Genomic DNA, 25,888 nt, shown 5'->3' with positions numbered 1-25,888 from the left:
TAATATTCCATTTATTCCAATTTTAATAGAGGAATTTTCCTCTCTATGGCGAATAATACTATATCAAAGTATAAGGAGTGATGTTTTGATATTAAAAGAACGAACAATCCCGTTGAAAATACTGGAAAACGAAGCTTTACTTACGCGGCTCGCCCCATTTCATGTTACAAAACCCCTGATTGAGCTCGATTTAAAGAAAAGAAAGGCTGGCTTCAACGGTGAAAAAGCAGTAGATTATCATCTGAGCTTTCTAACCGGGAAAAATTACTGGCTCTTCTTTGACATCCGCCTTCCGCTTGCCCCTCATTACTTTCAAATCGATACCATCCTGCTGACTCCTTACTATATCCTGGCCATTGAAGTGAAAAACGTCTCCGGGATCATCAGAATTGACCCTCATATCAAACAATGCACACGAATTTATAAAGAGGTAAAAGAAGGATTTATCGATCCAATCTCCCAAGTCAGACGACAAAAGCACTTCCTTCAAAAATGGTTAGCGCTACATAAAACACCTCCACTCCCCATCGAATATCTCGTCGTCATCAGCAACCCATCCACTACCATTGAGTATACCTCGCGTCCAGAATCCCAATCTCCATATCTTAACATCATTCATTCCCAAAATATCATCGACCGTATTATACAATTAAACCAATTATATAAAACCAACTCGCTGACAGATAAAACACTTAAAAAGACCAAGAAACTCATTCTTACTCATCATGAAGATGCCCCTTCGAATTGCCTTCAAACATATAATCTTAAGAAGGAGGAAATCCTCCCCGGAGTTCAGTGCGAACATTGCGGATATTTCCCAATTACTAGAATCAGTAAATCCTGGCACTGTCAACAATGTTCAAGGCAGTCCCCATCCGGCCACTTGAAAGCCATTGAAGATTATTTCCTTTTGGTTAACAATAAAATGACAAACAATGAATTAAGAAGCTTTCTTTGCCTCCCTTCACGTAAAGTGGCCTCTCATATTCTTCAGAATTCAGGCTTGATCTCCCATGGTAAAGGAAAAGGAACTTTTTACACAAAACCATAAAAATCGCCAACTTGATAACACCCCAACACCAAGCAACTTCGTCATGTTGTGATTGTTGAAGTCCGTTTTAGTAAATCCATTCACCAGAGTTAACCCTGATGACGGATCTTTCTCAAACCATAAAAAGGCGTGCAGCCACAACCCGCACACCTCTCTAAACTATAATAAAATCACCCCAACGAAACATCCAAAATCATCATTACCACAAATCCGGCCATCAGACCAAGCGTAGCAAGGTCGGTGCTTCCGGAGGACTGTGATTCAGGGATGAGCTCTTCGACGACGACGAAGATCATCGCTCCTGCGGCGAATGCCAGTGCATAGGGCAGGATGGGCTGGACGAGGATGACGGCGGCCGCCCCGATGACGGCTGCAATCGGCTCAACGATGGCAGAAAGCTGGCCGTAATTGAATGCACGTGCACGTGACATTCCTTCTCCCCGCAACGGGACTGAGAGCGCAGCCCCCTCGGGCATATTCTGGATTCCGATTCCGATTGCAAGACCGAGCGCTCCGATAACCGTTGCATCACCGATTCCAAGCGCCGCAGCCCCGAAGGCGACCCCGATGGCCAAGCCTTCGGGAATGTTGTGAAGGGTGATGGCCAGGAACAGCAGCGTCGATTTCTTGAACTTCGTCTGCGGTCCTTCCGCTTTATCCTGCGCATTGCCCAGATGAAGATGGGGAACCACGAAGTCAAGAAGCCTGATAAAGATTCCTCCGAGCAGGAAACCGATTGCCGGTGCCAGCCATGGAATCTGTCCGTTCTGTTCACTGAATTCTATGGAAGGCGCCAATAGCGACCAGAAGGACGCCGCAATCATGACCCCTGCCGCAAACCCGAGCATCATGTTCATCGTGTGTTTTTCGATTTTCGTGAAGAAAAATACGGTGGCCGCTCCGAGCGCTGTAAGTCCCCACGTCATCGTTCCGCCCAGCAGCGCCTGCATGGTCGGATTCAACGCTGAAAACCAATCCATCATATACCCGTTCCTCCCATCTTTTTTCTGATACGTCTATTTTGTATCAAGGAAACTTTCTTCGTCAAAGGAAATGTTTAAGCGTAAACTCAAATATCTGCATTTCTATATATATGACATCCGCTCCAATTTGTGTCTATCCTCTCCCTATACTTCCCTCAAAATAAAAGAGCTAAGCACCCACTCAGGGATGCTCAGCTCTTTATTGTTCACAGCTCTCAGTCCTTAAACGAAAATATCCATACAAAGAAATTCACGGTCAAGAGGATAAGCAGGTAAACATACACACCATAATCCATTTTCACTGCCAGAAAATGAATGCCGACAAATGCACCGATGATGATATAGAACGGCAGCACCTTCCAACCATCGCTTTGTTTTACACCATCGAAACTGTCCGAAAATGGAAGGCCGCTGCTCAACAGCTTGTAACAGACAACCGTGTAAATGAACGCACTGATCAGGACGATGATGAGCTCCGGAAGCAGCCTCAATCCGAACAGATAAAGGAAGCATACTGTCATCACCACGTACAAGGGGATGAAAAGTTTTGCCAGGAACGCTTTCAAGGTGCCCTTGTGGATCGGGGCATTCTTTTCGACAGGCGCCGCCTTATAGATCCACGCTCCTTTGTATTTGCCTGAATATCCAAGCTGCATCACGACCGTCGGGATGACGGTCAGGCTTGTATAGATGGAGAGGTACACCATGCTTTTAGAAAGATCGTCAAAGGAAGATGTCGTCAAAAAGTTGAAGATGAAAATAAACGGCAGGATGATTGCGAATCCGAGTCCGGGATATACCTTCAATTTAAACTCCCGCTCATTCTTCATCATATAATGTGCAAATTGGTAAAATGCACGCTCTTCCTTGCTGCACATAAGGTTCATCAGGCTTTTTCCAAACCAATAGGACTTCTTGGCCTTCTTCCCCCCATGCGAATTGAGTTTCTGCAGATTCCTCTCAAAGGAGGGAAGGATTTTGATATAGACAGCCAATGCAGCAAATGGGAACAAAATGGCCAGAACCGAGAACAGGATGATCAAAGGATTGTCCCCGCCGTTTAATACCCACTCAAATAAGGAGCCGAACCACATCGGCGGGAAAAAGATCTGCCACCATTCTGCGGTGAAGTCCACCTGCAGATCGACCAATTCAAAGGACCTGGCGACAACCTGATAACCGACAGCCAGCCCGATTGACAGTCCAATTTGTACATAGTTGATGATATCCTTCAATTTCTCCCCGTCAAAATACTTCAGGATAAGATAATAAAGGAGCGCGGTGAACACGACAATCAGGATATCGGTCAGGATGATGCCAGCCAGGAACAGCAGGAAAAACCAAACACCCTGATTGATCAACGCGACAATCAGCGGGATGACGGTCATAGCGCCGGTCAAAAAGAAAAGATACACACATACGTGGATGGACTTCGCCAGGCTGATCGTCTTTTTCTCCACCGGCTTTGTGAACAGAATATTATTATCCCTGATGTCCAAGATGACAACCGAGAAATCAGAAATCATCGACATCATGATGATAAACATGATCACGGCAAAACTGATGCTCATCTGAAAAATATAATTTTCCCCCATTAAAACAAACGGGATGAGGAACAATCCAAACAGTGCATAAATCCAAAGCGACTTAATGAATCGGTTTTCATCCTTGGATTCTTTCCCCTTACTTCCCTGCTGTTGAAATATCGTTGGGACCCTCCGCTGGTCCATCGTGAACTTCACCTGCAGGATCCTCCGTAAAGTGCGGTAATCGAAGCCCATTTTTTCAAAAATCACGCGGAACCAATCCAGAAACAGAAGTGTACGAAATTCCTTCATCCCCTAGACCCCTTGAACAACCGAAACAATCTTCTCTGCCGTTTCTTTATGTTCATCGAAACCGGTCAATTGGTTGAAGATTTCCTCCAGCGTCCCTTCACTGTTCGTATTCTTTAATTCTTCGAAACTGCCATCCGCCACAATCAAACCATTATGTAAAAGAATGATCCGGCTGCTGATCTTTTCGACGACATCCATGATGTGGGAAGAATAGAATATGGTTTTCCCCTGAGCCGCCAACTGGGCAAGAAGCTCCTTAAAGACCATGACGGAGTTGGCATCGAGTCCGTTAATCGGCTCATCAAAAAACAAAATGTCGGGATTATGCAGGAGACTGGATATAATCAGGATCTTTTGCTTCATCCCTTTCGAATAGGATGCAATCCGAGATTGATAGACTTCCTCCAGCCCGAATAAAGCAGTCAACTTTCCAGCCCGCTCCCCGGCCTCATCAGGCTCTAGCCCGTAAAGCTCACCGATGAACGTCAAATATTCCTCGGCTGTCAGGTTATCATACAGGTCGGCCACTTCCGGTACATATCCAATCCTCTTTTTATAAGCTGACGATTGTCCTGAAATATTCTTCCCAAACAGGCACACCTCTCCGGAATACCCCTCCTCGAGGCCGAGGATGATCTTGACCGTCGTACTTTTCCCTGCCCCGTTCGGCCCGATATATCCAATGATCTGACCCTTATGGACCTCCAGATCGATTCCTCTCAACACTTCCTTGCTCCCATATCTCTTCCCAAGTCCTCTAATCAACAAAATCGGCTCTTCTCTCTTTTCCATGATGTCCCCCTCTTCCCTTATGCAGTATTTCTCCATGCTAACATAAATTCCCTTATTTGGAATATTGACCTTCTTACAATATTGGACGTTTGCCATGCAGCAAAGGTTTAATAACGAGAGTTCGCTTTTCGGAAGAATTCCGATAAAGAGTTAATCTTGGTTGTAGGTGTTCCAGCTGTTGATTGGAGTGGAAGACGTAGACTCCTGCGGGAAAAGCAGCTAATCAGAAAAGCGGAAGGGCTTTGAAGAGATGCGTGTGGCATAAGACGAATCGGCCAAGAAGGCGTTCTTTGCCTTCCAGGCCGGTTTGGCTTATAACAGCTGGAAAGGTGAGACCCCGCAGGAACGCAGTGACGAGAAGGCTCACGCGCTACCCGCGGAAAGCGAAGTCTTCCACGGAAATCAACAGCGTTATTACGAACCGAAAAATTTTTTCCAAAAAACTCTTCTAAAATGGAAGAACATGTTATATACTTTAACTGTATTAAGACACATAGTACACTGTATACAGTTGGGAGGGTGGATATGTTTGAACTCGATTTAAGAAGCCGGAAGCCCATTTACGAACAGTTGGTGGAAAAGCTGAAAGAACTGATAATCAATGAGGTGCTGAAGCCGGATGAGCAGCTCCCGTCAGTACGTACCTTGGCTCAGCAGCTGACGATCAATCCAAACACAATCCAGAAAGCATATAGGGAACTTGAATTTCAAGGATATATTTATTCAGTGAAAGGGAGAGGTAGCTTTGTCAATCCTTCAAGTCACATCCAAAATGCGGAGAAAATCATGAAAGTGAAAGAAGAACTAACAAGACTCTTATCGGAAGCCCTGTACTTAGGGATCACCGTTGAAGATTTAAAAGAATTGATCGCCGATATCGAGGCATCAGTCGGGGGGAATCAAGCTGATGATTGAGATTAAAGGTGTGAGTAAAGCATTTGACAGAACCGAAATCATTCATAATATTTCATTTTCCATTGAAAAGGGATCCATCTACGGACTGCTCGGTTCCAATGGTGCAGGCAAGACCACTTTGCTGCGCACGATTGCAGGGATTTTAAAGGCTGATCAGGGAGAGATCACGGTGGATGGCCAGACGGTATTCGAAATGACCCCAATCAAGGAAAAAGTCGTCTTCCTACCGGATCAGCCGTTCTTTTTTACCCACTATACACTGAAGCAGATGGCTCAATTTTATAAGAATACTTACAGCCGCTGGGATGAGGAATATTATCATAGGCTGACGGCATTGTTTGAAATCGACATCCATAAGAAACTGCACAAATACTCTAAAGGGGTACAGCGCCAGGCTTCCTTTATCCTCGCCCTGTCTGCCAAGCCCGATGTACTGGTGCTGGACGAACCGATTGACGGACTTGACCCTGTTGTCAGGAAGAAATTAAAAAATGTACTGATCACAGAAGTGGCTGAGAGGGAAATGACGATCCTGATTTCCTCCCACAACCTGAGAGAGGTCGAGGATATCTGCGATCATATCGCTATCCTTCATCAAGGCAGGTTCCTGCTTGAAAAAGAACTCGATGACCTTAAATCAGGCATCCATAAAATCCAGCTCGCCTTTAAAGGGGATGTCCCCGACGGACTGTTCAACAAGTTGGACGTCCTTCATAAAGAAACGAGGGGCAGTGTATTATTATGCATCGTGCGCGGTGAACATGAAGATGTCGAGAGGCTGATCCGTTCCTATCATCCTGTCATTTTCGACTTACTGCCGCTGACGCTGGAAGAAATCTTTATATATGAAATGGGGGATGTTGGATATGCCATCCAGAACATCTTGGATTAATAAGGAACTGATTATGCAGAGCCTGCGGAGTGTAGGCTGGCTGGGAATCGTTTATTTTATCGGGCTGCTGTTTGCACTTCCGATCGACATCCTGGGTAAACTGACGAATCCCAATCTCACTTATTACAACAATATCTATGAAAATCTTTTCAAAATGCAATATCCGATTCAAATGGGGCTTTTATTCCTTATCCCGGTATTGCTGGCAGTGTTTCTGTTCCGATACTTGCACGTAAAACATCCGGCGGATTTCATTCATAGTCTGCCAATCAAACGGGACAAGATTTTCCATCATGCTTTGCTCACTGGCCTGGGCATCCTGCTGATCCCGATACTGCTGAATACACTATTCCTTCTAGTACTCTATTGGATTACTGAACTTAATCTTTACATTGATGCAGCAGACATCTTCGCCTGGTCCGGAATCACACTGCTGATGTCCTTCCTTTTCTTCTTGACGGGAACTTTCATCGCCATGGTTACAGGCCTTTCGGCTGTGCAAGGCGCGTTGACCTACATCATCCTGTTATTGCCGGCAGGAATGTTCTTATTGGTTACCTTCAGCCTGAAGCAGCTCTTGTTCGGCTATCCGACCGAATACTATTACAACATCAAGATTGAAGAATATTCACCGATCGTCAAGGCGGCCATGCTCGAAAACAAAATGATCTCAGGATGGGACGCACTGATTTATGCAGGATTGACGATTTTATTCTATGTACTGGCTCTTCTACTCTATAAAAATAGAAAAATCGAAACAGCATCACAGCCGATCACATTCAAACTCCTTCAGCCGATTTTTAAATACAGTGTGACTTTCTGCGCGATGCTTGTCGGCGGTATGTACTTCACCGAAGTACAGGGACAGGGATATTGGATGTGGTTCGGATACGTCGTTGGTGCCCTGATCGGCTATTATGTTGCCGAAATGATTTTACAAAAACACTGGAGAGTCTTTCACCACTGGAAAGGGTACGTTGTTTACCTGCTTGTGATCGGTGCCGCTTCATTCCTGTTCCAATTCGACCTTTTTCAATACGAAAAGAAAGTGCCTGAAGCAGGCAGCATCAAGAAAGCGTATGTCGGCTACAGCTATTATGACTTATTTAACAATGACAGTGAAATCATGGTGAGCAGCGAGGACGGTTTCGTACCCGATATCAAACGCGATCCAATGCTGAAAAAAGCCGATTCGATCAAAGCTGTAAGGAATCTCCACAAAGCGGTCATTGAAAAAGGAGAAACGCCTGCGGGTTACTACGACCGGATGCCTGCATTCTTTTACTATGAATTAGAAGACGGAAGCACGATGGTCCGAAGCTACGAAATCGAGCAAGGTGATCTGGAAGAGTACTACTCGGCTTTATACGAAACCCGGGAATACAAAGAAGCGACGAACGACATCTTCCAGATCGATGAAGAGAAAATCGATAAATTGACGCTTCACCAGGAGTACACCGCTGGAAAGACCGTCACGATTGTCGACCCTGAAGAAATCAAAGAAGCAATCGATATCTTAAAGAAAGAAATTTACAAAGAGAGCTTCGACGATCAAAACAGACTGAGTACATTCTCCGTTGAAGTTCTGTTATCCAATAACCAGCGAACAGGCATAAGCGTACGCAATACGTATGATGACTTTGAACAATGGCTTCGCGATAAAGGATATCTGGAGAAAATTAAAGTGACAGCGGATGACATCGATTGGATCTATGTCATCGATAAAAAAGAACATACCCGTGAATTGATGAAAGCAGATTACCCCGGCGACATCTTCCCTTCACTGAAGGAACAGGGAACCGGGCTTGAGATTAATGATAAAGAAAAGCTGAATGAAATACTGGGGAAACTCAGTTATGACCGACAGAAAGATCCATATCTCGTCGGCATCAAATACAAAGGACAGCCGCATGTTGAAGTGATGGGTCTGACCGAAGCAGACACCCCTTCCTTTGTAAAACAAGCTTTTGAATAATGTAATGAGAAAGAATCGAGGTGATATCCATTGAGTGCCAAACTCATACACATTGAATCTCCGTCATTCGAGGAGGTATATATGCAATTTCACAGATTGATTTACCATATCGCCTATAAATTGACCAAGGACGTCCATGTATCAGAAGACATCGTACAGGAAACGTTCATGAAAGCATACCGGAAATGGGACACCCTGATTGACTTCAGAAAAATCCAAGGATGGCTTTCATCGATCGCCAGCCGAACAGCCATCGACTTCATCCGGAAGGAATCAAGGCGCCGGGAGGAACTGGTTGACGATCAGGAAACCTATGATTCTCCGTTTATCGAAAGTTCATCGGGATTGGTAGAATCCGAAGTGGACTTTCACCTGCTGGAAGAAGAGATTGAAACGGGGATTGGGATGCTTCCTGCTGCGCAGCAGGAAGTCCTCCGATTAAAAGCAATCCACGGGCTGAGCGATAAAGAGATCGCCCGCAGGCTCGACCTTAACCCTGCTACGGTCAAAACCCGGTACCACCGGGCCAGGAAGCAGTTGAATGTATTATTGAATAAGACCGCTTGATTTGTTGGATTATTGGGTGGACCCCCGGAGCGAGCGGCGCTCCGGGGGTTTTTATTTTTGATTAAGGTTGTATGGGTGTAATTGGCGTTGTCGGGGTGGAGCGAGCTGCGTTTGTAATCGGTGCTTTGGGGCTTAATTGGCGTTTGGTTGATGTTTATTGAGGTTTTATGGACGATATCGGCATTTTTGACGCAGTGTGCGTAATGATTGCACTTCCGAATGGCTTATAATCAACGATTTGACTCAATGAGCGCTATCATGGAGCCGCCGGAATGGACAGAATCGGTGGAATCTTTTAATTTTTGGGTGTAATCTTTTGAAAACTGCACTTTTTCTTTGAATTCCAGGCAATAATCTTCGAATTCTGATGGATAATCTTCGAATTTCAGGATTAATTCCGTCACTTACCAAAAATGACCAATACCCAACCACTCTAACGACCTAACCGGTGTCACCTTTGCTACGGGTATAAAGGAGTAGCCGCGAAATCTTTTAATTTCAGCCGGTAATCTTTCAAAAGCCATCCTTTTTCTCTGAATTTCAGGCTATAATCTTCGAATTCCACGGAATAACCTTCGAATATCAGGATTAATTCCATCACTCACCAAAAATACCCTAAACCTACCCGCCTGAAAACATCTCACTCACCACCTCCACCCCGATCAACTTCTTTCCCTAAAAAAACAACAAAAAGCCGATTCACCAAAAGCGAATCGGCTCTTCCCACTATTCACATCAATAAGACGGACGCGTACTTCCGGCTCCGGCCTTCATCCTGTACTCATCATGAAGCAATTTCACTTCAAACAAAGTAATTGGATCGAAATAGCGTTCCGGATGTTCTTTCATTTTTTTCAATGTTTCTTCTTCTGCCGCCACCTCTGCTTCTGTCTCTTTAATCGTAAGATCAAGCTGATTGAACGGCTCCGCAAAAAAGGATTGAACGTCCTGATCCAGTGATTTTTCAAACAAATCGAATTGGACGAAAAACTTGTTCGCGACCGATTCGGCTGTTTCGGAATAATCTTCGTTTTCCAAGTAGCGTTTGTACTGAGTATGAAGCAGGTTCTTGTTCTGAGGGATTCCTCCGAACAGTTTGCCGGCACTCTTCAGCAGGAACTGGCCGGGCTTGAACTTGAGAAGTATATTCTCCTGATCGATCTGCGCCCTTGTCCCCATCCGGCTTACATCCCTTTTCCAATCGTCGACGACTTGGAAATCGCACTGCAGAACAACGCGGTCTTTACCAAATAACTCATTGAAAGTGGTACTCATTTCGTGTAAATAATCCTGGCCGTCCTGCAATTCCTGTCTTGAGGACTGGAGCCAGTTTTCCAGTAAAATCATGTAGCGCGGCATGAGGTCTTCCTGAATATATGTTTGAATCCTGGCATTCATCGCTTCATTCAATTCGGTGTGAATCTGTCTGAAGTCACTTTCTTCCGTGATCAGGTCCGAACAGCCACTAAGGATCTCAGGGACTTTCCTCGAGATTTCTCTTTTCATCTCTTCTTTCTTTTTACGGAAAGAGTCTTTTATATCCTTTGTTTTATCATTTTGCATGTCTTCCAGGTAGGTATGGAAGCCGTTCAGGCGGACAAGGATATCTTTGTTTTTCTCGATCGCATCCTGTAATCCAAGTTCCTGATTCTTTCGCTGGGAGTACAGATCTTTCAGCGTTTTCCTTACCATATAGAAAAGCTTTACTCTCCGCTCACGCTTAAGCTCGCCTGGATTATGGAAATATTGATTTTTCAAGAAGGCTTCCACGTCCCGCTGCTGAAGGTGAACCGCTTCAAGCGATGAATACGGGAGCACTTCAGCCGACGGGAACCATTCCCTGGCTTTCGTACGGGCCGATTCGATGATTTCTTCAGAATGGCCGGCGTGGTCGATTTTATCCATTTTATTCAAAAGGAAATGCACATTTACGTGCTGGCCAATCTCCTTCAATGTCCTCAGTGTCTTGCGGTCTTCAGCGTTGAATGGCGCATCTGCATTAAGTACATAAAGAAGGCCGTCCGCAGCGGGATAGAAAGAAGTCAGGTCTTTCATTCCCCTGCCGTTTGCCTGGACGTCGATCAGCGCACTCCCATTCTTTTGAAGGAAATCTGAAGGCAGCCGGTACTCGACGAAGGATTCCCGCTCCATCAACTCTTCGAAGTCGGCGATGCTTTCCACTTTCTCCGCTCCGCGTTCATGGACCTCTGTCACTTCGACCTGGTCGCGGTGATATCTGTATACGACAGTCGAATGCTCTGCCTCCCCCACGCTTTCTCCCAGCACGGATTGGACAAAGGAAGATTTGCCGCTGTATTCGCTGCCCGCAACAACAAGGTATTGCTGGCTTGTGTCGAGGAGCTGCTCGGCGATCCACTGCGTTTTATAGGAGACAGGCGCCCCGTTCCCTTCGGACCAGCTGATGATCTTATTCAACAGGAGCAGGGTCTCTTCCAATTTGAAAGCGGGATATTCCCCTTGCAGCAGAAGTCGCTCAGCTTCTTCGACAACCTCGGGATCCATGGAATAAGCGAAGACGTCACTCCAGGCCATCACTGCGGCCGATGCAAAGAGCGGCTGGTCATGCTTGCTGATTTTCAGCCAGTTGGTCAATAGATCCGGCATGAAGCCTTCGATTTCTTTTACTAGATAACCTTCTTCCAGGAAGTGAAGATAAGCATTCTGGAACTCGGCTGAGATCTCGCCCCAGCGTTCGCCGGCCTCCGGTTCCACATATTCAAAGATCGTGTTGACGGTCGACATCCATTCGATATGGGTCTCCGGAACTTCCCTGAAGGATGCCCATAAGCTCTGGACAAGATCCCTGAATAACGGACGGTCTTTTTCATAGACCGCGATCAGCACATCGTAATAATAATTCGGTGTGTATACTGACGTATAACCCATTTCTGCATACTCCAGCAGGGATCGGAACCAGATTTCACTGCCTGTCCGGATCGACTCGCCCACAGCAAGGCCGACTGCATTTTTCCAATCCTGCTGTTCTTCATAAAATGTTTTCGCTAGCTGGGATACATGCGGATAGTCAGGATCGATGCCCAGCGCTTTCTCAATGATGCGGTACGCCGACTTCAGCTTGCTTCTTTCGATGTACAGATGGAAGAGCTGAAGGGAGATCTCCATCGTCAGCACCGGGTTCTCAGTCGAGATCCCCGTGTACACATCCTCCGCTGAAGAAAGCATGCCGAGTGCATAATACGAATCGGCGATGTTCTTCTTGGCCCATGGCTCGAGCTCGTTCAGGATGCTTTCCCATTTAAAGATGGCCGCTTCATAATCTTTGCTGTGAAAATACACCTCACCTTGCGCATAGCGGATGTAGGTCAGGTCGTAGGGCTCGTTCTGCTGCTCCTCCACAAACGCGGCCCCCAGCACCTCAATAGGATGAAGGGTTGATTCGCTGTCTATTAAAAAAGTTTCATAAAACGACTTCTCCATCAATAACTTTTCTTCTGTCATAATGTCCTCCGTTATATGTGAATCCTCTTGGAAAAAGGACTCACAGACTAGTCTATGGCTATCATTCTATCAGAATTTCTCCCTTATAAAATTTCATTTCGTTTTCATTTACTAATTGATTCTTTATTCCGTGATTCGTTCGGCTCACATTCATTACACAAGAAAGGACTATCCATTACAAAAAGGCTACACCCTTTCAGAAACTAGATAGTCCTAAATATTTACCACCTTTTATGAAGGTGTAAACTCTGTTTTTATTCCTGCCGGGCCTGACCAAGCCGCCTCCGCTTTTGTTTCATCCAGCTCCGGCGGCTAGTCCCTCGAGGTCATAAGTCAAGACGGCATAAAAGGAAAATGGCGCCTTTTTTGCCGACTCGCCTTATGCTTGTCGGGCCTGACCGAGCCGCCTCCGCTTTTGTTTCATCCAGCTCCGGCGGCTAGTCCCTCGAGGTCATAAGTCAAGACGGCATAAAAGGCAAATGGCGCCTTTTTTGCCGACTCGCCTTATGCTTGTCGGGCCTGACCGAGCCGCCTCCGCTTTTGGTGCTTACGGCCTTGCATGACTGCCACGATGAATGCAAGCACGAGGAAGAAGCTTGAGATCTGGAACAGGACGCCGATTTCGACGAATTGGGCAAGGACGCCGAATACGAGTCCGCTAAGGCCGATGCCGAGGTCGATGGAAGAGAAGAACATTCCGTTCGCCACTCCCCTGCGGTTATCCGGGGTCATCGAGAGTGTCCATGATTGGAGTGTCGGGATCAGCGAGCCGAAGCCCACTCCGAACAGGATGCCCGATACGATGATCAGTGCGTCCGAATGGGCGAATGATAATGCCCACATCCCTGCAAATGTGATCGCTATACAGAAAAGGATAAGTCCCTTCGGACCGTGGTCGTCAAACCACTTCCCTGCAACCGGCCTTGAAAGGGAAGCCATGATTGCATTGAACAGATAAAACAGGAAGATATGCTGTATGCCGCGCTCTTCCCCGAAAATGACGATGAAGGTGACGATCGAGCCGTAGCCGAATGTGACCATGATTGTGATGAATGCTGGGAACCAGCTTGATTTTTCAATCAGCGAACCCATATATGAGAATTTAAGCTCTTCCTTCTTTGTTTCTTTCACGATTGCCGGAGTCTGATAACGGACCAGTGCCAGCAGGATGATGGCAATAACGCCAAGAACGCTGGACGTGATGATCAGATTCGTGAAGGTCGTCACTTGAAACAGATAGATTCCGAGACTCGGTGCGATGATCATCCCGATGGTAATCGACAATCCGTAATAGCCCATCCCTTCACCAAGGCGGGATTTCGGCACGACATCGACGGCAGCCGTTCCGTTGACGGTCGTCGACCAGCCCCAGGCAAGTCCGTGTACAAATCGGAACACCAAAAAGATCACGACGATCGAAGACAACGGATAGATCACCGTAATGAGCAGCAATGAAACCACCCCGATGATGACCAATGGCTTCCGATCCTTATATTCAAGCATAAAGCCGATGAACGGCCTGCTCAAAACCGCCCCGATTGAAAATAAAGTCGTCACCAGACCGATTTCCAGACCTGACGCGCCAAGTGACTTGATATATGGCGGCAAAGTCGGGATCAGCATTTGAAACGACATGAACACAAAAAGATTTCCTACCATTAACATAATAAAAGACCTTGTCCATAGAGGTTCTTTTGTTTTAGTCACAGGAAATCCCCCTTTCTATTATTCATTTATTCACGTGAATAACCTATTCTAAGAATTTATTTCGAATTACTAAATAATAGCACATTCCGGAAAAAAGAGATATCATTTCACCCCAAAGATTCCTGCTATTTTCTTACAATGATTTCCCTCATTGAAAAATTATCGGTTTATACTATAATAGACAACATGACCAAAAGTTCTGAAAAATTAATTTGACTATCTATTTTTGAATATTTATTTATATTTTTGTATAAATATAACTTTATAAAAGGAGGAAACAGCTTGAACTATTCTTTACGGCCTTTAGGAGACAGTGCCGTCGTCATTCAATTGGGGAATGCAATTGAATCCGGCACGCATGAAAAGGTAAAGTTAGTCACATCCATATTAGAAAAAACTCCTCAAGATTGGCTGGTCGATATCATTCCCGCTTTTACCACTGTCACCCTTTATTACGATCCGATGCTGGTTTTACAGGAGAAAGAAGGACAACTTCCTTATGAAGGAGTCTGCTCAATATTGGCTGAATTGCTTACCGGTGATGCATCACACACTTCTGCTTCCGGCAGAGTCGTAGAAATCCCTGTATGCTACGGCGGGGAATACGGGCCTGACCTGGAAGAGGTGGCAGCCCACCACGGAATAACGACGCAAGAGGTCATATCGAAGCACGCGAACGGTGACTACCTTGTATACATGATCGGATTCGCACCGGGCTTCCCCTATGTCGGAGGTCTAGACCCGGAACTTGCCACACCGAGAAAAAAATCACCCCGCATGAAAATCCCGGCAGGCTCCGTGGGGATCGCCGGCGACCAGACAGGCGTCTACCCGATTGAAACGCCAGGCGGCTGGCAGCTGATCGGCCGGACTCCTCTGTCATTGTTCCAGCCGGATGAAGAGACCCCTAGTCTCCTTCAGGCGGGAGACCTCATTAAATTCGTTTCGATCTCTGAAGATGAATTTAAAGAAATGGAGGGAAAAGCATGATTCAAGTAGTAAAGCCGGGCCTCCTCTCCACCGTACAGGACCTCGGAAGATACGGGTATCAAAAATACGGCGTCATCGTCAGCGGAAGCATGGACCCGATCGCCCATCGAATTTCGAACTGGCTTGTGGGGAATGATGAAAACGAAGCAGTAATTGAAATGACCCTTACCGGTCCCGTACTTGAATTCCAGGAGACCTCCCTCATCTCCATCTGCGGAGGCGACTTATCCCCTTCCATTGATGGACAGCCTGTCCCATTATGGAAGTCCGTTCTAGTCAAGGAAGGCTCCACCTTGAAATTCGGCGGGTGCAAAAGCGGTGCCCGGTCATATCTCGCCCTTGCCGGCGGTATAGACGCGCCTTCTGTCATGAACAGCCGTTCCACCTATTTGCGGGCGGGAATCGGCGGCTATGACGGCCGCAGTTTAAAAGAAGGAGACCTCATTCATTCCGGTGAAGTGCTTGATGATTCACAGGAAATCATCGAGTATCTGACCCCTTACTTGGAGGAAGGCCATTTTACGGAAATCGACTGGTCGATCTCATCCGAATTCATCTCCATCCACCGGTCACAAGAGGCAATCAGGGTGATGGAAGGTCCGGAATCAGGTCTTTTCACAGAAGACAGCAGGCAGGCTTTCTTTGAAAAGCCATTCAAAGTGTCACCGCAGTCCGACCGTATGGGCTACCGGCTGGAGGGGACAAAACTAGATCTGGAAAAAGATAGGAATATGATTTCCGAAGCCGTTTCATTCGGGACCATCCAGGTTCCTTCCGACGGAAATCCGATCATCCTGCTGGCAGACCGGCAAACGACGGGAGGCTACCCCCGCATTGGCCAGATTGCTTCTGTCGACCTCCCGCTGATCGCCCAGATGAAACCGGGAGAAGAGCTGTCCTTTACAGTCATCACCCATGAGGAAGCCCAGAAGCTTCTCATAGACAGGGAAAAGCAGCTTCGCCACCTGAAACAGGGGATTGCACTGAAGCTTAAGTAAATCACCACAGAATCAGCAGAAAAGGAGAGAACTGAATGAAAACTTCAAATATCAGCGTATTGCTCGGGGCTGCCTTCTTGATGGCCACGTCGGCCATCGGCCCGGGGTTCCTGACACAGACGACTGTGTTCACGGAACAATTGGCAGCAAGCTTCGGCTTTGTCATCCTCATTTCCATCATCATTGACATCGGGGCTCAGTTGAACATCTGGCGGATCATTGCCATCTCAGAAAAAAGAGCCCAGGACATCGCCAACGATATCCTCCCAGGATTGGGATATTTCCTGGCATTCCTGATCGTCACGGGCGGTCTTGCATTCAATATCGGGAACATCGCCGGAGCAGGTCTTGGAACGAATGTCTTATTCGGGATTTCCCCCAAGATGGGAGCTTTATTCAGCGGCCTAATCGCCATCGGGATCTTCCTTTTCAAAGAAGCAGGCCGATTGATGGACAAATTTGCACAGATTCTCGGATTTTTAATGATTCTTCTTACACTTTATGTCATGTTCACATCGAGCCCTCCGGTCGGAGAAGCGGTCACAAAGACATTTATGCCGGATACGATCGACTTCATGGCCATCATCACGCTGGTAGGCGGTACGGTCGGCGGCTACATCACATTCGCGGGCGGACACCGTCTGCTTGAAGCAGGCATTACCGGCAGGGACGCTCTTCCTGAAATTACGAAAAGCTCTGTTTCTGCCATCGGGATCGCTTCCCTCATGCGCATCTTTTTATTCCTGGCTTCGCTTGGAATCGTTGCGCAGGGTCTGCAGATCGATCCTTCCAATCCGCCGGCATCCGTCTTCAACCTTGCTGCCGGTAACGTCGGATATAAAATGTTCGGGATCGTCATGTGGTCAGCTGCCGTCACATCCGTGGTCGGAGCAGCCTATACGTCCGTATCATTCATCCGAACCTTCAGCCCTCTTTTGGAAAAATACCATAAATGGCTGATCATCGGTTTTATCGTCATCTCGACGCTCGTGTTTGTGTCGATCGGTAAACCTGTTGCCGTCATGATCCTCGTCGGTGCACTGAACGGATTGATCCTGCCGATCGCCCTTGGGGTCATGCTGCTTGCCGCACATAAGAAAAAAATCGTCGGCGATTACAAACACCCGGTCTGGCTGACGGTATTCGGCCTCATCATCGTCGTAGCTATGTCGTATATGGGTGTATATACGATGATCAATGAAATTCCGAAGTTGTTTTAGCCGGCCACCATTGAAGCCCCAAACCCTTTAGGGGGGTTGGGGCTTTTTTATGATAAAAAGAAGGACAGCCCTTTCATGATCGAGGGCTGTCCTTCTTTTAAAGTTTTAAGATAAAATGTTTTTTACTCTTCCCACCTGGCCGTCCTCAAGCCTGACCTTGATTCCGTGAGGATGATTGGCAGAGTTTGTCAGGATATCCTTTACGACTCCCTGAGTCAGCTTCCCGGTTCGCTGGTCTTTTTTGAGTACGATTTCAACTTGAAGTCCTGGTTTGATATTTGCTCGCTGTTGTCCGTTCATGGGATTCTCCTGTTCTGGTTTTAGTCTGGCCGGGTCAGGTACCCCCACTGAATCACTCAATGGGATTCGACTAACCGGCTCAATTATTTTAATACTGGCACAATAAATGGAAAAGAGGCACTATTAACGTGATTCCGGCACAATAATTTTAAAACCGGCACGATTATCCTTATACCGGCACAATTAACAGATAATCCGTCTATATTCACGTCCCTTACCCATGAAAATAATAACCAGCCCCCGTCAATCCTCGTCCTTCACATCCGGATCTTCCGGAATCGGCTCACTGAGGTATTCGGCAAGCTGTTTTTTCGCTTTTTCCATCTGTTCGAGGTGCTGGTTGAATTGTTCACGGTTGATCAAGTATTGCTCTCCGTCATGAACCGCTCTTATTTTATTATCATGCACCAAAGCTTCTATATACGATTCGGGCAGGGACAGGTATTCTGCTGTTTCTGCGATTGTTAGATACATATGGTTCGCCTCAATAATGAATATTTTTCACTATTATAGCATAACCAACAATCTATTCAGCTGATGCCTCTCTTAAATGTTTTCCATCCTAAAAATTTCATGGAGCTTCAGGTTAGATTCGGAATTGATGATGGCCCTGTTTTTATAGTTTTCGTAGGCTGGGGGAAATGCGAATAGTGTGGTCAGTTCTCTGGGCAGGGTGCGGTGGGGAACCTCTATCTTCTGAAACTTTAAAATGATTTCCTTCTTTGCAGCCAGCTGGAAGCCCCAATCCCCGAAAGAAGGAATGATTGTGTGATACTGTTTTGTGTGAAACCCTGCTTGTTCAAGGGTCAAACCGATACTCCAAAATACTGTGGGGGTGGCGTCAAGGGCATTGGATTGACATACGAGCAGCCCATCCTCATCCAGCAACTGATAGAACTCTTCAAATAGTTCCCTGCTGTACAGGCTTGCCAGGAGTTCATTCGTTGGATCGGGAAAGTCAATGACCAACAAATCATATTTCTTCTTATTTTCCTTAATGAAGACTTTGGCATCCTCGATATGTGCTTTTACCCTTTTATCAAAAAAAGACCGTTCGTTTAATTCTGCAAGGGCAGGAATATTTCTAGCAATCTCTACTACCTTTCCGTCGATATCCACTAAATCCACATCTTTAATGCCCGGATACTTCAGGATTTCTCGCAGGGCAAGTCCATCCCCTCCACCGAGTACCAGCACCGATTCTATCGATTTCCCAAGTGCGAAAGGTACATGGACGAACGCTTCGTGGTAAATCCTTTCATCCAGGGAACTGAACTGCAGTTGTTCATTCAAATATAACCTGATATCCACGGCACTTATGACCTGAATATCCTGAAACTTGCTCCTGCCTTTATAAAGGCGTTCATGCCCGCCGGCGTTCAATTCCTTCAGCCCCACACGGTCCCAATCGTCCCCGTACGTGTCCTGGACTCTTTTCTCTTGAGAATCATTCGCTTTATGTCCCACTATTTATCACTTCCCTATTATTGATTTCTTTCTATTCTATTTTATTTTGAAATCAACTCATACGTTCTCCCGTTTCTATTAAACGGGAGAAAATAGATTGTAAGCCTATCAAATTGGCGGGACAAACACCCTCGCAGATAACTGTCATATAGATTAAAAGATGGATTTTAAGAGAGCAGCATCCATTTTCAAGTCAAAAGAAAGGGCACGTACATATTCTAAAAATAAATCGCAAGAAAGGAGCAGTCACATGGAATACAAAACATTCGGGAGACATATCATTGCCGATCTGTGGGGCGTGGATTTCGATAAGCTCAATGATATCGCTTTTCTAAAGGAGCAGATGCACGAAGCAGCCCTGGCTAGCGGCGCCACGGTCCTGTCGATTGACTATCATACGTTCGATCCGCACGGAGCCACTCTATTTGTAGTCCTCTCAGACCAGAGGTCAGGGTGATTTAACGATCAGGAGACTGTCCCTCGGCACGGATTGAATATTCGGTTCGATTTATAACCTAAAAAAGAGAAGCCCCCCGGCCTCTCTGCTCGATTAAACTAATTCTATTTTCGCGACTGCCTCACAGTGCATCGTTTGCGGGAACATGTCGACCGGCTGGATTTCCGTTGTTTTGTAACCGCCGTCTTCCAGGATGCGCAGATCGCGTGCCAATGTGGCAGGGTTACAGGAAACATATACGACTTTTTTAGGTTTCATGGCGAGGATGGTGTCGAGAAGTGCTTCATCGCATCCTTTTCTCGGCGGATCGACGACGAGTACATCGGCGCTGATCCCGTCCTCATACCATGCAGGGATGACTTCTTCTGCCGGGCCAGCCTTGAATTCAACGTTCATCATATTATTCAGGACCGCATTCTGTTTTGCGTCGGCAATCGCCTGCGGGACGATTTCCACTCCGTACACTTTCTTTGCTTTCTGGGCAAGGAAAAGCGAGATGGTCCCGATTCCGCAGTACGCATCGATGACCGTTTCTTCACCTTTAAGATCTGCGTATTCAAGTGCTTTGTCATACAGCACCTTCGTCTGTTCAGGGTTGACCTGATAGAAGGACCGGGCAGAAATCGCAAACTTCACATCACCGATCATATCGTGGATGACTTCTTCGCCCCATAGGACACGTGTCGTATCCCCCATGATCACGTTCGTCTTTTTCCCGTTCACATTGTGGACGATGGACTTTAATCCTTCAATATTCCGGACGAGCTCTTCTACAATTTCATTCTTATGGGGAAGCTCATTCGTTCTCGTAACGAGGACAACCATGACCTCACCTGTCGTGTATGCCGTGCGGGTCATGATGTGGCGGAGCGTCCCCTTATGTTTCTTTTCGTCATATGGACGGATGCCGAGGTTTTGGCAGATATCCTTAACGTGCTGGATCACTTCATCGTTTTTTTCATACTGGATGATACATTTGTCCATATCGATGATTTCATGGCTTCGCTTCTGGTAAAAGCCTGCCACAAAGCGTCCGTCTTTTTCACCTACCGGTACCTGTGCTTTATTCCGATATCTCCAGGGTTCTTTCATCCCGAGCACTTCATGGATCTTGACGTCATGAAGCTTTCCGATCCGCTGCATCACATCGCGTACATTCTTTTCTTTCGCTTTGAGCTGGCCTTCGTAGGTCATATGCTGGATCTGGCAGCCGCCGCACTCCCGGTAGATCGGACACGGGGGTTCCTGGCGGTAAGGACTTTCCTTTGTCCGTTCCACCAGCCGCCCGAACCCGTATCCTTTACTTGGTTTTACGACCTTCACCCTGCCTTCTTCCCCGGGCAGCGCATTGGGAACGAATAAAGGGTAGCCGTCCACCTTCGTCACGCCGTTCCCGTCATGCGTCAAATCCTCGAAATAGGCGCCATCTATATAATCATTTTTTTGAACAGGTGCTTTTTTACTCATTATGATCTTCCTTTTCTGCTTCCTAATTAGACTCTACTGATTGTACCATATCGGGTTAGCCAAATTGAAATACACTTCGAAGTGCCACCCTCCGGAGCTGGACTCACGAAATGCGGAGGCGGCTTGCCCAGAGGCGACAAGCATAAGGCGAGCAAGCCGGAAAGGCGCTCTTTGCCTTTTTGGCTTGCTTGACTTATGACCTCGAGCCTTTAGCCGCCGGAGCTGGACTCACGAAATGCGGAAGGGCTTTGCCCAGAGGCGTGTGGCATAAGACGAACCGGACGGGAAGGCGTTCTTTGCCTTCATGACCGGTTTGGCTTATGACATGTGCCTCTAAGCCCTGCAGCTGGACAAACCGAAATGCGGAGGCGGCTCGCCCAGAGGCGACAAGCATAAGATGAATGGGCCTAGAAGGCGTTCTTTGCCTTCTAGGTCCATTTAGCTTATGACCTCGAGCTTCTAGCCGCCGGAGCTGGACAACCCTCAAGTTGAAATGACAAACTTATTTTTTCAAAAAAGAAAACACCGGACACATTCCGTCTCCGATGTCCTTTCATATATTCTCCGATCTTAGCTGTGATGCCAGATCATTTTCGCGGATGGCCGTGATGCCGGCATTCAGATACACCTGAAAACGGCCGGCTTCCTCGATATCGCTCTCTTCCAGCGCTTCAACTATACACTGGAAATTATCGATTAAATGATCGGATTTCATGCCCCTGCTGATCAGTACATTATTAAGCCACAATGCATAGTCGACGAAGATCTTTTCATCCCCTGCAGCCGCTGTCGTGTTAAGGTAATTGAAATGGTGGACGTTATCTTCGTAACACTTCTGCATGCCGATTTCCCCGAATCTCTCAAGCAGCTCGGGATAACGTTCATAGAGTTTCTTTACCGCACTGTCTATCACGGGTTTGTACATATTTTCCATCAGTAAGCCACCACCTTATACTTATCAATCGACGGGATGATGGATGCAAGATCTTTGTCAGGATACTTTTTTTCAAGCTCATGAATCCGTTTGTAATCTTCGCTTTGGACCCATGTCATGAAATGTTCCTTCGTATCCCACTCCATATGCACGGTGATTTCCCCGGGCTTCTTTTCATTCTGTAGAAGCAGGAACCGCTGAAATCCATCTGCTTCATCCACGAGCCCCGAACGTGAATGATAAATGGATATAACCTCTTCCGCCTTATCATCCGGTACAGCGAACGTTGAATGTACGATATACATGAAATCCACTCCTCTCCTGGCTTTTTGCTGCCGACAAGCTTTTTTCCCACTGTAACACAACGGGGTTCACATGAAAACTATTCTTCATGACGATTTCTGGAAGATTCATGTTATCGCTTGAAAAGAATCGGAGATAGTTGCTAGTATAGAAAGATATTTTAAGAAAGACCTGCTTTGCACCTTGTCAAAACTTACCTCGTTTCAAGATCCATTCAGAAGGAAATAGGGAAAGCTGTATATCATTCTTTCTTAAAATAATGACTTTTAAAAAGAACATGTAAAAGAAGGTAGATCATATGAATCCAGACATCTTAGTAAACCTGATCCTGGTGGGGAATGTGTTCCTCGGTGTGCTTTTCACATTAAAATCACGCCGCTGGTGGCTCCCTTATATCCTGATGGGGCTCACCTTTTTAACCTTGACCATCGGATTCGCGCTGTCACTTGTACTTGGCAGTCAAACCATCCTGTCTTATTTATTCGTTTTCGTGGTCGGTCAGCTGATATGGGCATTCGTATTCGTGATGGTTGCCCATGTGCTTTCGTTCATCGTGAGGAAAGTGCCTTTCCGGCATAAGCAGCAGATCGGATGGGGCTTTTTAGTCGGGTTTCCGCTTGTGTTTTTGGTGTTTTTATTGGTTCAATAGAGATTTTGTGTTGAAAATGGAAAGCGGCCGCCCTGGGTTTGTACCGGGGGGCCGTTTTTGGTTGTTTTGACGGTGCCGGGACGCGGCTTTCATCGTTTTTGATTGTTTTGACGAGGTTTGGACGCGGCTTTCATCGTGATTCTTTCGATTTTTGGTGATAATCTTCGAATCCACCTCAATAATCTTCGAATTTTTAAAATAATCCCGTCACTCACCAAACATTCCCACCCCCGCCCCCCGGCACCTATCACCGTTCAACCCTCTAACTCCATAAAAAAAAGAACGCCACAATAACGGGCATTCCTTTTCACATTCAAATCGCCTTATCCTCAGGACGGATTTTATCAAGCGGGACAAATACATCCAGGTGGCGGTATAAGTTTTCGAATTCTGCCGGCAGTACGCCCCCGAGTTCTCCATCCACGTTGAGCTGCACTTTTTCCTTCGCATGGATTTTGATACGGTTCGCCTGCGTGTAAATGACGTTCGGGTCTTTCACGTGCTCGCCGCGGACGGCAAGTGTGGCGATGCGTATGAATTCCGCCAGGTTTGTCTTTTTCAAAATCAAAAGCGAGAACAAGCCGTCGTTGATCGAAGCGTCAGGAGCGAGCTTCTCAAATCCGCCAACTGAATTGGTCAATCCGATCAAAAACAGCATCGCTTCGCCTTCAAAAAGCTTGCCGTCATACTCAATCGTTACATCAGTCGGTTTGATCGACGGCAGCATTTCAATGCCCTTCAGATAATAGGCAAGCTGCCCCATCATCGTTTTGAGCTTGCTCGGGACCTCATAAGTCAATTCTGTGATGCGTCCCCCGCCGGCAATATTGATGAAATAACGTTCGTTCATCCGCCCGATATCCACAGGGATGGATTCACCCTTCGTAATGACATCAATGGCCTGTCCGATGTCCCTCGGAATATGGAGGGCCCTCGCGAAGTCATTGGTCGTCCCCATCGGCACGATTCCAAGCTTCGGACGATAGTCCTGTTCCGCCAGTCCGTTCACCACTTCGTTCAGCGTTCCGTCCCCTCCGGCAGCGACGACGATATCGTATTTACGTTCAACGGCAATTTGGGCCGCTTTTGTTGCATCGCCTTCACAGATCGTGGCGTGCACGGAAGTTTCATATCCTGCCTGTTCCAATCTAATCAACACTTCGGCAAGATGCTTTTTGAATAGCTCCCGTCCTGAAGTAGGATTGTATATAATTCTTGCGCGTTTCATACCCCATCATCCTAATCTTTAGTTTGAATTACCCGATCTCGGAGATTATGTTAGAATTCCATCTTTTAACATCATATTAAAATAAGTGTTTACATGCAATATGGCTTTGATTCATGCTGTGTTTTAAAAATGGCAAAATAGATGCCTTTCTTCAAACAAGCATCTACCGCTCCATATCATAACTCTTTTCCAAAAAAAAATCTAATAAAATCCGAGGAAATAAAAGAAGGTTTTATGACTTTTATGCTACACCTGCACAAAGTGACTTTCATAAAACCACTCCACCCATCGTACTATTAAGAGATTATATACTACGCAGTGATGGAGGTTCGTTATGAAGGTGTTGATATTGGTTCATGTGCTTTCTGCTGTGATCGGGGTGGGCCCGACGTTTTTTGCCCACCTGTTGACGAGACCGGATAAGGATGTGGATGAATTGCGCATCGCCATGAAATACAGCAGGTCTTTAGAATTCTTCCCAAAAATAGGCGGAAGTATTGCTGTTTTGACAGGAATTGCACTTTTCCTCCTGGGGAATTATGGTCCCTTCACACAAATTTGGCTGCTGGGCTCTTTGATTCTCTATATTCTCATTCAAATCATCGTCATCGGCTTAATCACTCCTCCAACGAGAAAAGTGAATGAATGGCTGGGACGCCCTGAAAACCTCGATCTCACAGGAGCTCCGCCGAAAGTGATACAGAATGCACTGATAACCATAGATCGATGGTTCTATCTTGCCTCGGCCCTGGGAGTACTTCTCTTTATTTTTATGATCCTGAAACCGTGATTATGGTAGTCCATTGGACGCGATCTGGAATACAAAAAAGCCGCCCTGAACGAATCACCGCAGGCGGCTTATGAAAACAGTTTGATATTGCGGTGTTCAAGGAATTGCAGGGAATCCTGAAGGGAACCGTCATCGAATTGATAGACCTCCCGGATCATTTCCCTCCATTTATCGAAGTCCCTCATTTGGTACTCCCGGATATTGCGGTATGTCATGACCTTGAGCGTCCGGTTGCGGAGAAAATAGCATTGATTCCCCTGAAAACGGACGGCTGTGATGCGCCTCATCGTGATATTGTCGTCTGTGTCCTGATAGGATGCTTCAATATCCTGTATGAGATCATCTTCCTCAAGCGGGACCCATTCGATCACCTTCTTTACGAAGGACTTTCCGTTTGAACGGCGGTCGACTTCGAACTCATATTGATCTCTGTGGGTAAAAATGATTTCTTCACCGAAGCCGTGCAGCAGGTGCCGATGCCTTGCTTCAAGTTCGACCGGCTTCATGATGGGCGAGCCGTACCCGACGTCCACATACAGCTTTTTGCCGTTGATCGTGATCATCAGGCCGAGATGTCCCGGCTTTACCCGTACAAACCGGCAATCAAAGCCCAATTCTTTCAGAAGCCTCCCAAAATTGATATTCAGGGTGAAGCAGGTGCCTCCCCAGCCCTTTGAATACAAATGCTCCGTAAAATCTTCAAGCGACGGGACATACGTGCCCCCTTTTGAAAAATAATAAAATTTACTGAAGGTTTCATATGGAATCCGAATAAGATGCTGCTGGATCAGTCGTTGCAGATAATTGATCGCCGGCTCCTCGATCTCCATATTCAGGTAATTCACGTATTTTTCTACAGCGTTCATCCTATCACTCTTTCTACAC

The 25,888-nt window shown here is 46.5% G+C and carries 24 protein-coding genes; 11 read left to right on the top strand and 13 right to left on the bottom strand.

From position 1 onward, the window contains the following. Positions 1-85: 85 nt before the first annotated feature. A complete protein-coding gene (locus tag BHE18_RS15310) occupies positions 86-1,051 on the top strand; it encodes a nuclease-related domain-containing protein (RefSeq protein ID WP_071619399.1) in 966 nt (321 codons plus the stop codon). 170 nt (positions 1,052-1,221) lie between these two features. Here the strand turns inward: BHE18_RS15310 and BHE18_RS15305 are convergent, their stop codons facing one another. From BHE18_RS15305 to BHE18_RS15295, 3 genes are all read right to left on the bottom strand, one after another. Then, entirely contained in the window at positions 1,222-2,034 is an 813-nt protein-coding gene (locus tag BHE18_RS15305; protein ID WP_071619398.1) for a ZIP family metal transporter, read from the bottom strand. 215 nt (positions 2,035-2,249) lie between these two features. Beyond that, positions 2,250-3,872 carry a hypothetical protein gene (locus BHE18_RS15300; RefSeq protein ID WP_071619397.1) on the bottom strand — a complete coding sequence of 541 codons (1,623 nt, stop codon included), beginning with the start codon at positions 3,870-3,872 and terminating at the stop codon, positions 2,250-2,252. Positions 3,873-3,875: 3 nt separating this feature from the next. Beyond that, on the bottom strand, positions 3,876-4,664 hold the full coding sequence (locus BHE18_RS15295; protein ID WP_071619396.1) for an ABC transporter ATP-binding protein: 789 nt from the start codon (positions 4,662-4,664) through the stop codon (positions 3,876-3,878). Positions 4,665-5,189: 525 nt separating this feature from the next. Between BHE18_RS15295 and BHE18_RS15290 the strand changes: the two genes are divergently transcribed. Genes BHE18_RS15290 through BHE18_RS15275 form a run of 4 tightly spaced genes read left to right on the top strand, consistent with a single transcriptional unit; the run spans position 5,190 to position 9,013 of the window. Next, positions 5,190-5,579 carry a GntR family transcriptional regulator gene (locus tag BHE18_RS15290; protein ID WP_071619395.1) on the top strand — a complete coding sequence of 130 codons (390 nt, stop codon included), beginning with the start codon at positions 5,190-5,192 and terminating at the stop codon, positions 5,577-5,579. Then, positions 5,572-6,471: an ABC transporter ATP-binding protein gene (locus BHE18_RS15285; RefSeq protein ID WP_071619394.1), complete on the top strand. Its 900-nt coding sequence runs from the start codon at positions 5,572-5,574 to the stop codon at positions 6,469-6,471. Before BHE18_RS15290 ends, BHE18_RS15285 begins: the two co-directional genes overlap by 8 nt. After that, complete coding sequence (locus tag BHE18_RS15280; protein ID WP_071619393.1) at positions 6,446-8,446, top strand: DUF6449 domain-containing protein; 2,001 nt, start codon at positions 6,446-6,448, stop codon at positions 8,444-8,446. The genes BHE18_RS15285 and BHE18_RS15280 overlap by 26 nt, the downstream gene beginning before the upstream one ends. Before the next feature lie 30 nt (positions 8,447-8,476). Continuing rightward, positions 8,477-9,013, top strand: a complete 537-nt coding sequence (locus tag BHE18_RS15275; RefSeq protein ID WP_268876363.1) for an RNA polymerase sigma factor — start codon at positions 8,477-8,479, stop codon at positions 9,011-9,013. 735 nt (positions 9,014-9,748) lie between these two features. On the opposite strand, the gene BHE18_RS15270 is transcribed toward BHE18_RS15275, so the two are convergent. Both BHE18_RS15270 and BHE18_RS15265 read right to left on the bottom strand, forming a co-directional pair. Further along, on the bottom strand, positions 9,749-12,493 hold the full coding sequence (locus tag BHE18_RS15270) for a hypothetical protein (RefSeq protein ID WP_071619391.1): 2,745 nt from the start codon (positions 12,491-12,493) through the stop codon (positions 9,749-9,751). A 504-nt stretch (positions 12,494-12,997) separates the two neighbouring features. Next, positions 12,998-14,158 carry an MFS transporter gene (locus BHE18_RS15265; protein ID WP_071619645.1) on the bottom strand — a complete coding sequence of 387 codons (1,161 nt, stop codon included), beginning with the start codon at positions 14,156-14,158 and terminating at the stop codon, positions 12,998-13,000. Between the two features lie 324 nt (positions 14,159-14,482). Here BHE18_RS15265 and pxpB point away from each other — a divergent pair, with 324 nt between their 5' ends. The 3 genes from pxpB to BHE18_RS15250 are packed head-to-tail and all read left to right on the top strand — an operon-like array spanning position 14,483 to position 17,408. Further along, positions 14,483-15,190 carry a 5-oxoprolinase subunit PxpB gene (gene pxpB, locus BHE18_RS15260; protein ID WP_071619390.1) on the top strand — a complete coding sequence of 236 codons (708 nt, stop codon included), beginning with the start codon at positions 14,483-14,485 and terminating at the stop codon, positions 15,188-15,190. Beyond that, positions 15,187-16,188: a biotin-dependent carboxyltransferase family protein gene (locus tag BHE18_RS15255; RefSeq protein ID WP_071619389.1), complete on the top strand. Its 1,002-nt coding sequence runs from the start codon at positions 15,187-15,189 to the stop codon at positions 16,186-16,188. Before pxpB ends, BHE18_RS15255 begins: the two co-directional genes overlap by 4 nt. 35 nt (positions 16,189-16,223) lie before the next feature. After that, a complete protein-coding gene (locus BHE18_RS15250) occupies positions 16,224-17,408 on the top strand; it encodes an NRAMP family divalent metal transporter (protein WP_071619388.1) in 1,185 nt (394 codons plus the stop codon). A gap of 105 nt (positions 17,409-17,513) precedes the next feature. On the opposite strand, the gene BHE18_RS15245 is transcribed toward BHE18_RS15250, so the two are convergent. The 3 genes from BHE18_RS15245 to BHE18_RS15235 all read right to left on the bottom strand — a co-directional run bounded on the left by BHE18_RS15245 (position 17,514) and on the right by BHE18_RS15235 (position 19,175). After that, positions 17,514-17,708, bottom strand: coding sequence for a YwbE family protein (locus tag BHE18_RS15245; RefSeq protein WP_071619387.1), 195 nt, complete (start codon positions 17,706-17,708; stop codon positions 17,514-17,516). A 243-nt stretch (positions 17,709-17,951) separates the two neighbouring features. Next, entirely contained in the window at positions 17,952-18,182 is a 231-nt protein-coding gene (locus BHE18_RS15240; RefSeq protein ID WP_071619386.1) for a helix-turn-helix domain-containing protein, read from the bottom strand. Positions 18,183-18,254: 72 nt separating this feature from the next. Then, positions 18,255-19,175, bottom strand: coding sequence for a hypothetical protein (locus BHE18_RS15235; RefSeq protein WP_071619385.1), 921 nt, complete (start codon positions 19,173-19,175; stop codon positions 18,255-18,257). A 250-nt stretch (positions 19,176-19,425) separates the two neighbouring features. Between BHE18_RS15235 and BHE18_RS15230 the strand changes: the two genes are divergently transcribed. Continuing rightward, entirely contained in the window at positions 19,426-19,632 is a 207-nt protein-coding gene (locus tag BHE18_RS15230; RefSeq protein WP_071619384.1) for an S-adenosylmethionine decarboxylase, read from the top strand. A gap of 93 nt (positions 19,633-19,725) precedes the next feature. On the opposite strand, the gene rlmD is transcribed toward BHE18_RS15230, so the two are convergent. The 3 genes from rlmD to BHE18_RS15215 form a co-directional block, all read right to left on the bottom strand. Then, positions 19,726-21,099 (bottom strand): 23S rRNA (uracil(1939)-C(5))-methyltransferase RlmD, encoded by a 1,374-nt coding sequence (gene rlmD / locus BHE18_RS15225; RefSeq protein WP_071619383.1) that lies wholly within the window; start codon positions 21,097-21,099, stop codon positions 19,726-19,728. 553 nt (positions 21,100-21,652) lie between these two features. Next, complete coding sequence (locus BHE18_RS15220; RefSeq protein ID WP_071619382.1) at positions 21,653-22,033, bottom strand: hypothetical protein; 381 nt, start codon at positions 22,031-22,033, stop codon at positions 21,653-21,655. After that, positions 22,033-22,338, bottom strand: coding sequence for an antibiotic biosynthesis monooxygenase family protein (locus BHE18_RS15215; protein WP_071619381.1), 306 nt, complete (start codon positions 22,336-22,338; stop codon positions 22,033-22,035). The genes BHE18_RS15220 and BHE18_RS15215 overlap by 1 nt, the downstream gene beginning before the upstream one ends. 296 nt (positions 22,339-22,634) lie before the next feature. On the opposite strand from BHE18_RS15215, the gene BHE18_RS15210 reads away from it, so the two are divergent. Continuing rightward, positions 22,635-22,985, top strand: coding sequence for a hypothetical protein (locus BHE18_RS15210; protein WP_071619380.1), 351 nt, complete (start codon positions 22,635-22,637; stop codon positions 22,983-22,985). 313 nt (positions 22,986-23,298) lie between these two features. On the opposite strand, the gene BHE18_RS15205 is transcribed toward BHE18_RS15210, so the two are convergent. Continuing rightward, entirely contained in the window at positions 23,299-24,213 is a 915-nt protein-coding gene (locus tag BHE18_RS15205; protein WP_071619379.1) for a diacylglycerol kinase, read from the bottom strand. 334 nt (positions 24,214-24,547) lie between these two features. Between BHE18_RS15205 and BHE18_RS15200 the strand changes: the two genes are divergently transcribed. Next, the gene (locus tag BHE18_RS15200) at positions 24,548-25,003 is read left to right on the top strand and encodes a DUF2269 family protein (protein ID WP_071619378.1); all 456 of its coding nucleotides are present in this window, start codon (positions 24,548-24,550) and stop codon (positions 25,001-25,003) included. A gap of 68 nt (positions 25,004-25,071) precedes the next feature. Here the strand turns inward: BHE18_RS15200 and BHE18_RS15195 are convergent, their stop codons facing one another. Next, complete coding sequence (locus BHE18_RS15195; protein WP_071619377.1) at positions 25,072-25,869, bottom strand: arylamine N-acetyltransferase; 798 nt, start codon at positions 25,867-25,869, stop codon at positions 25,072-25,074. Positions 25,870-25,888: the final 19 nt, after the last annotated feature.

This window comes from Rossellomorea aquimaris, from assembly GCF_001877785.1.
Classification (GTDB): domain Bacteria; phylum Bacillota; class Bacilli; order Bacillales; family Bacillaceae_B; genus Rossellomorea; species Rossellomorea aquimaris_A.
This window is presented reverse-complemented; position numbering and strand designations above follow the sequence as displayed.

Excerpts from the sequence above, each read along its gene's own strand:
- BHE18_RS15305 (WP_071619398.1), bottom strand. The coding sequence starts at position 2,034 with ATGATGGATTGGTTTTCAGCGTTGAATCCGACCATGCAGGCGCTGCTG.
- BHE18_RS15300 (WP_071619397.1), bottom strand. The coding sequence starts at position 3,872 with ATGAAGGAATTTCGTACACTTCTGTTTCTGGATTGGTTCCGCGTGATT.
- BHE18_RS15295 (WP_071619396.1), bottom strand. The coding sequence starts at position 4,664 with ATGGAAAAGAGAGAAGAGCCGATTTTGTTGATTAGAGGACTTGGGAAG.
- BHE18_RS15290 (WP_071619395.1), top strand. The coding sequence starts at position 5,190 with ATGTTTGAACTCGATTTAAGAAGCCGGAAGCCCATTTACGAACAGTTG.
- BHE18_RS15285 (WP_071619394.1), top strand. The coding sequence starts at position 5,572 with ATGATTGAGATTAAAGGTGTGAGTAAAGCATTTGACAGAACCGAAATC.
- BHE18_RS15280 (WP_071619393.1), top strand. The coding sequence starts at position 6,446 with ATGCCATCCAGAACATCTTGGATTAATAAGGAACTGATTATGCAGAGC.
- BHE18_RS15270 (WP_071619391.1), bottom strand. The coding sequence starts at position 12,493 with ATGACAGAAGAAAAGTTATTGATGGAGAAGTCGTTTTATGAAACTTTT.
- BHE18_RS15265 (WP_071619645.1), bottom strand. The coding sequence starts at position 14,158 with ATGTTAATGGTAGGAAATCTTTTTGTGTTCATGTCGTTTCAAATGCTG.
- BHE18_RS15255 (WP_071619389.1), top strand. The coding sequence starts at position 15,187 with ATGATTCAAGTAGTAAAGCCGGGCCTCCTCTCCACCGTACAGGACCTC.
- BHE18_RS15250 (WP_071619388.1), top strand. The coding sequence starts at position 16,224 with ATGAAAACTTCAAATATCAGCGTATTGCTCGGGGCTGCCTTCTTGATG.
- BHE18_RS15245 (WP_071619387.1), bottom strand. The coding sequence starts at position 17,708 with ATGAACGGACAACAGCGAGCAAATATCAAACCAGGACTTCAAGTTGAA.
- BHE18_RS15240 (WP_071619386.1), bottom strand. The coding sequence starts at position 18,182 with ATGTATCTAACAATCGCAGAAACAGCAGAATACCTGTCCCTGCCCGAA.
- BHE18_RS15230 (WP_071619384.1), top strand. The coding sequence starts at position 19,426 with ATGGAATACAAAACATTCGGGAGACATATCATTGCCGATCTGTGGGGC.
- rlmD (WP_071619383.1), bottom strand. The coding sequence starts at position 21,099 with ATGAGTAAAAAAGCACCTGTTCAAAAAAATGATTATATAGATGGCGCC.
- BHE18_RS15220 (WP_071619382.1), bottom strand. The coding sequence starts at position 22,033 with ATGGAAAATATGTACAAACCCGTGATAGACAGTGCGGTAAAGAAACTC.
- BHE18_RS15215 (WP_071619381.1), bottom strand. The coding sequence starts at position 22,338 with ATGTATATCGTACATTCAACGTTCGCTGTACCGGATGATAAGGCGGAA.
- BHE18_RS15210 (WP_071619380.1), top strand. The coding sequence starts at position 22,635 with ATGAATCCAGACATCTTAGTAAACCTGATCCTGGTGGGGAATGTGTTC.
- BHE18_RS15205 (WP_071619379.1), bottom strand. The coding sequence starts at position 24,213 with ATGAAACGCGCAAGAATTATATACAATCCTACTTCAGGACGGGAGCTA.
- BHE18_RS15200 (WP_071619378.1), top strand. The coding sequence starts at position 24,548 with ATGAAGGTGTTGATATTGGTTCATGTGCTTTCTGCTGTGATCGGGGTG.
- BHE18_RS15195 (WP_071619377.1), bottom strand. The coding sequence starts at position 25,869 with ATGAACGCTGTAGAAAAATACGTGAATTACCTGAATATGGAGATCGAG.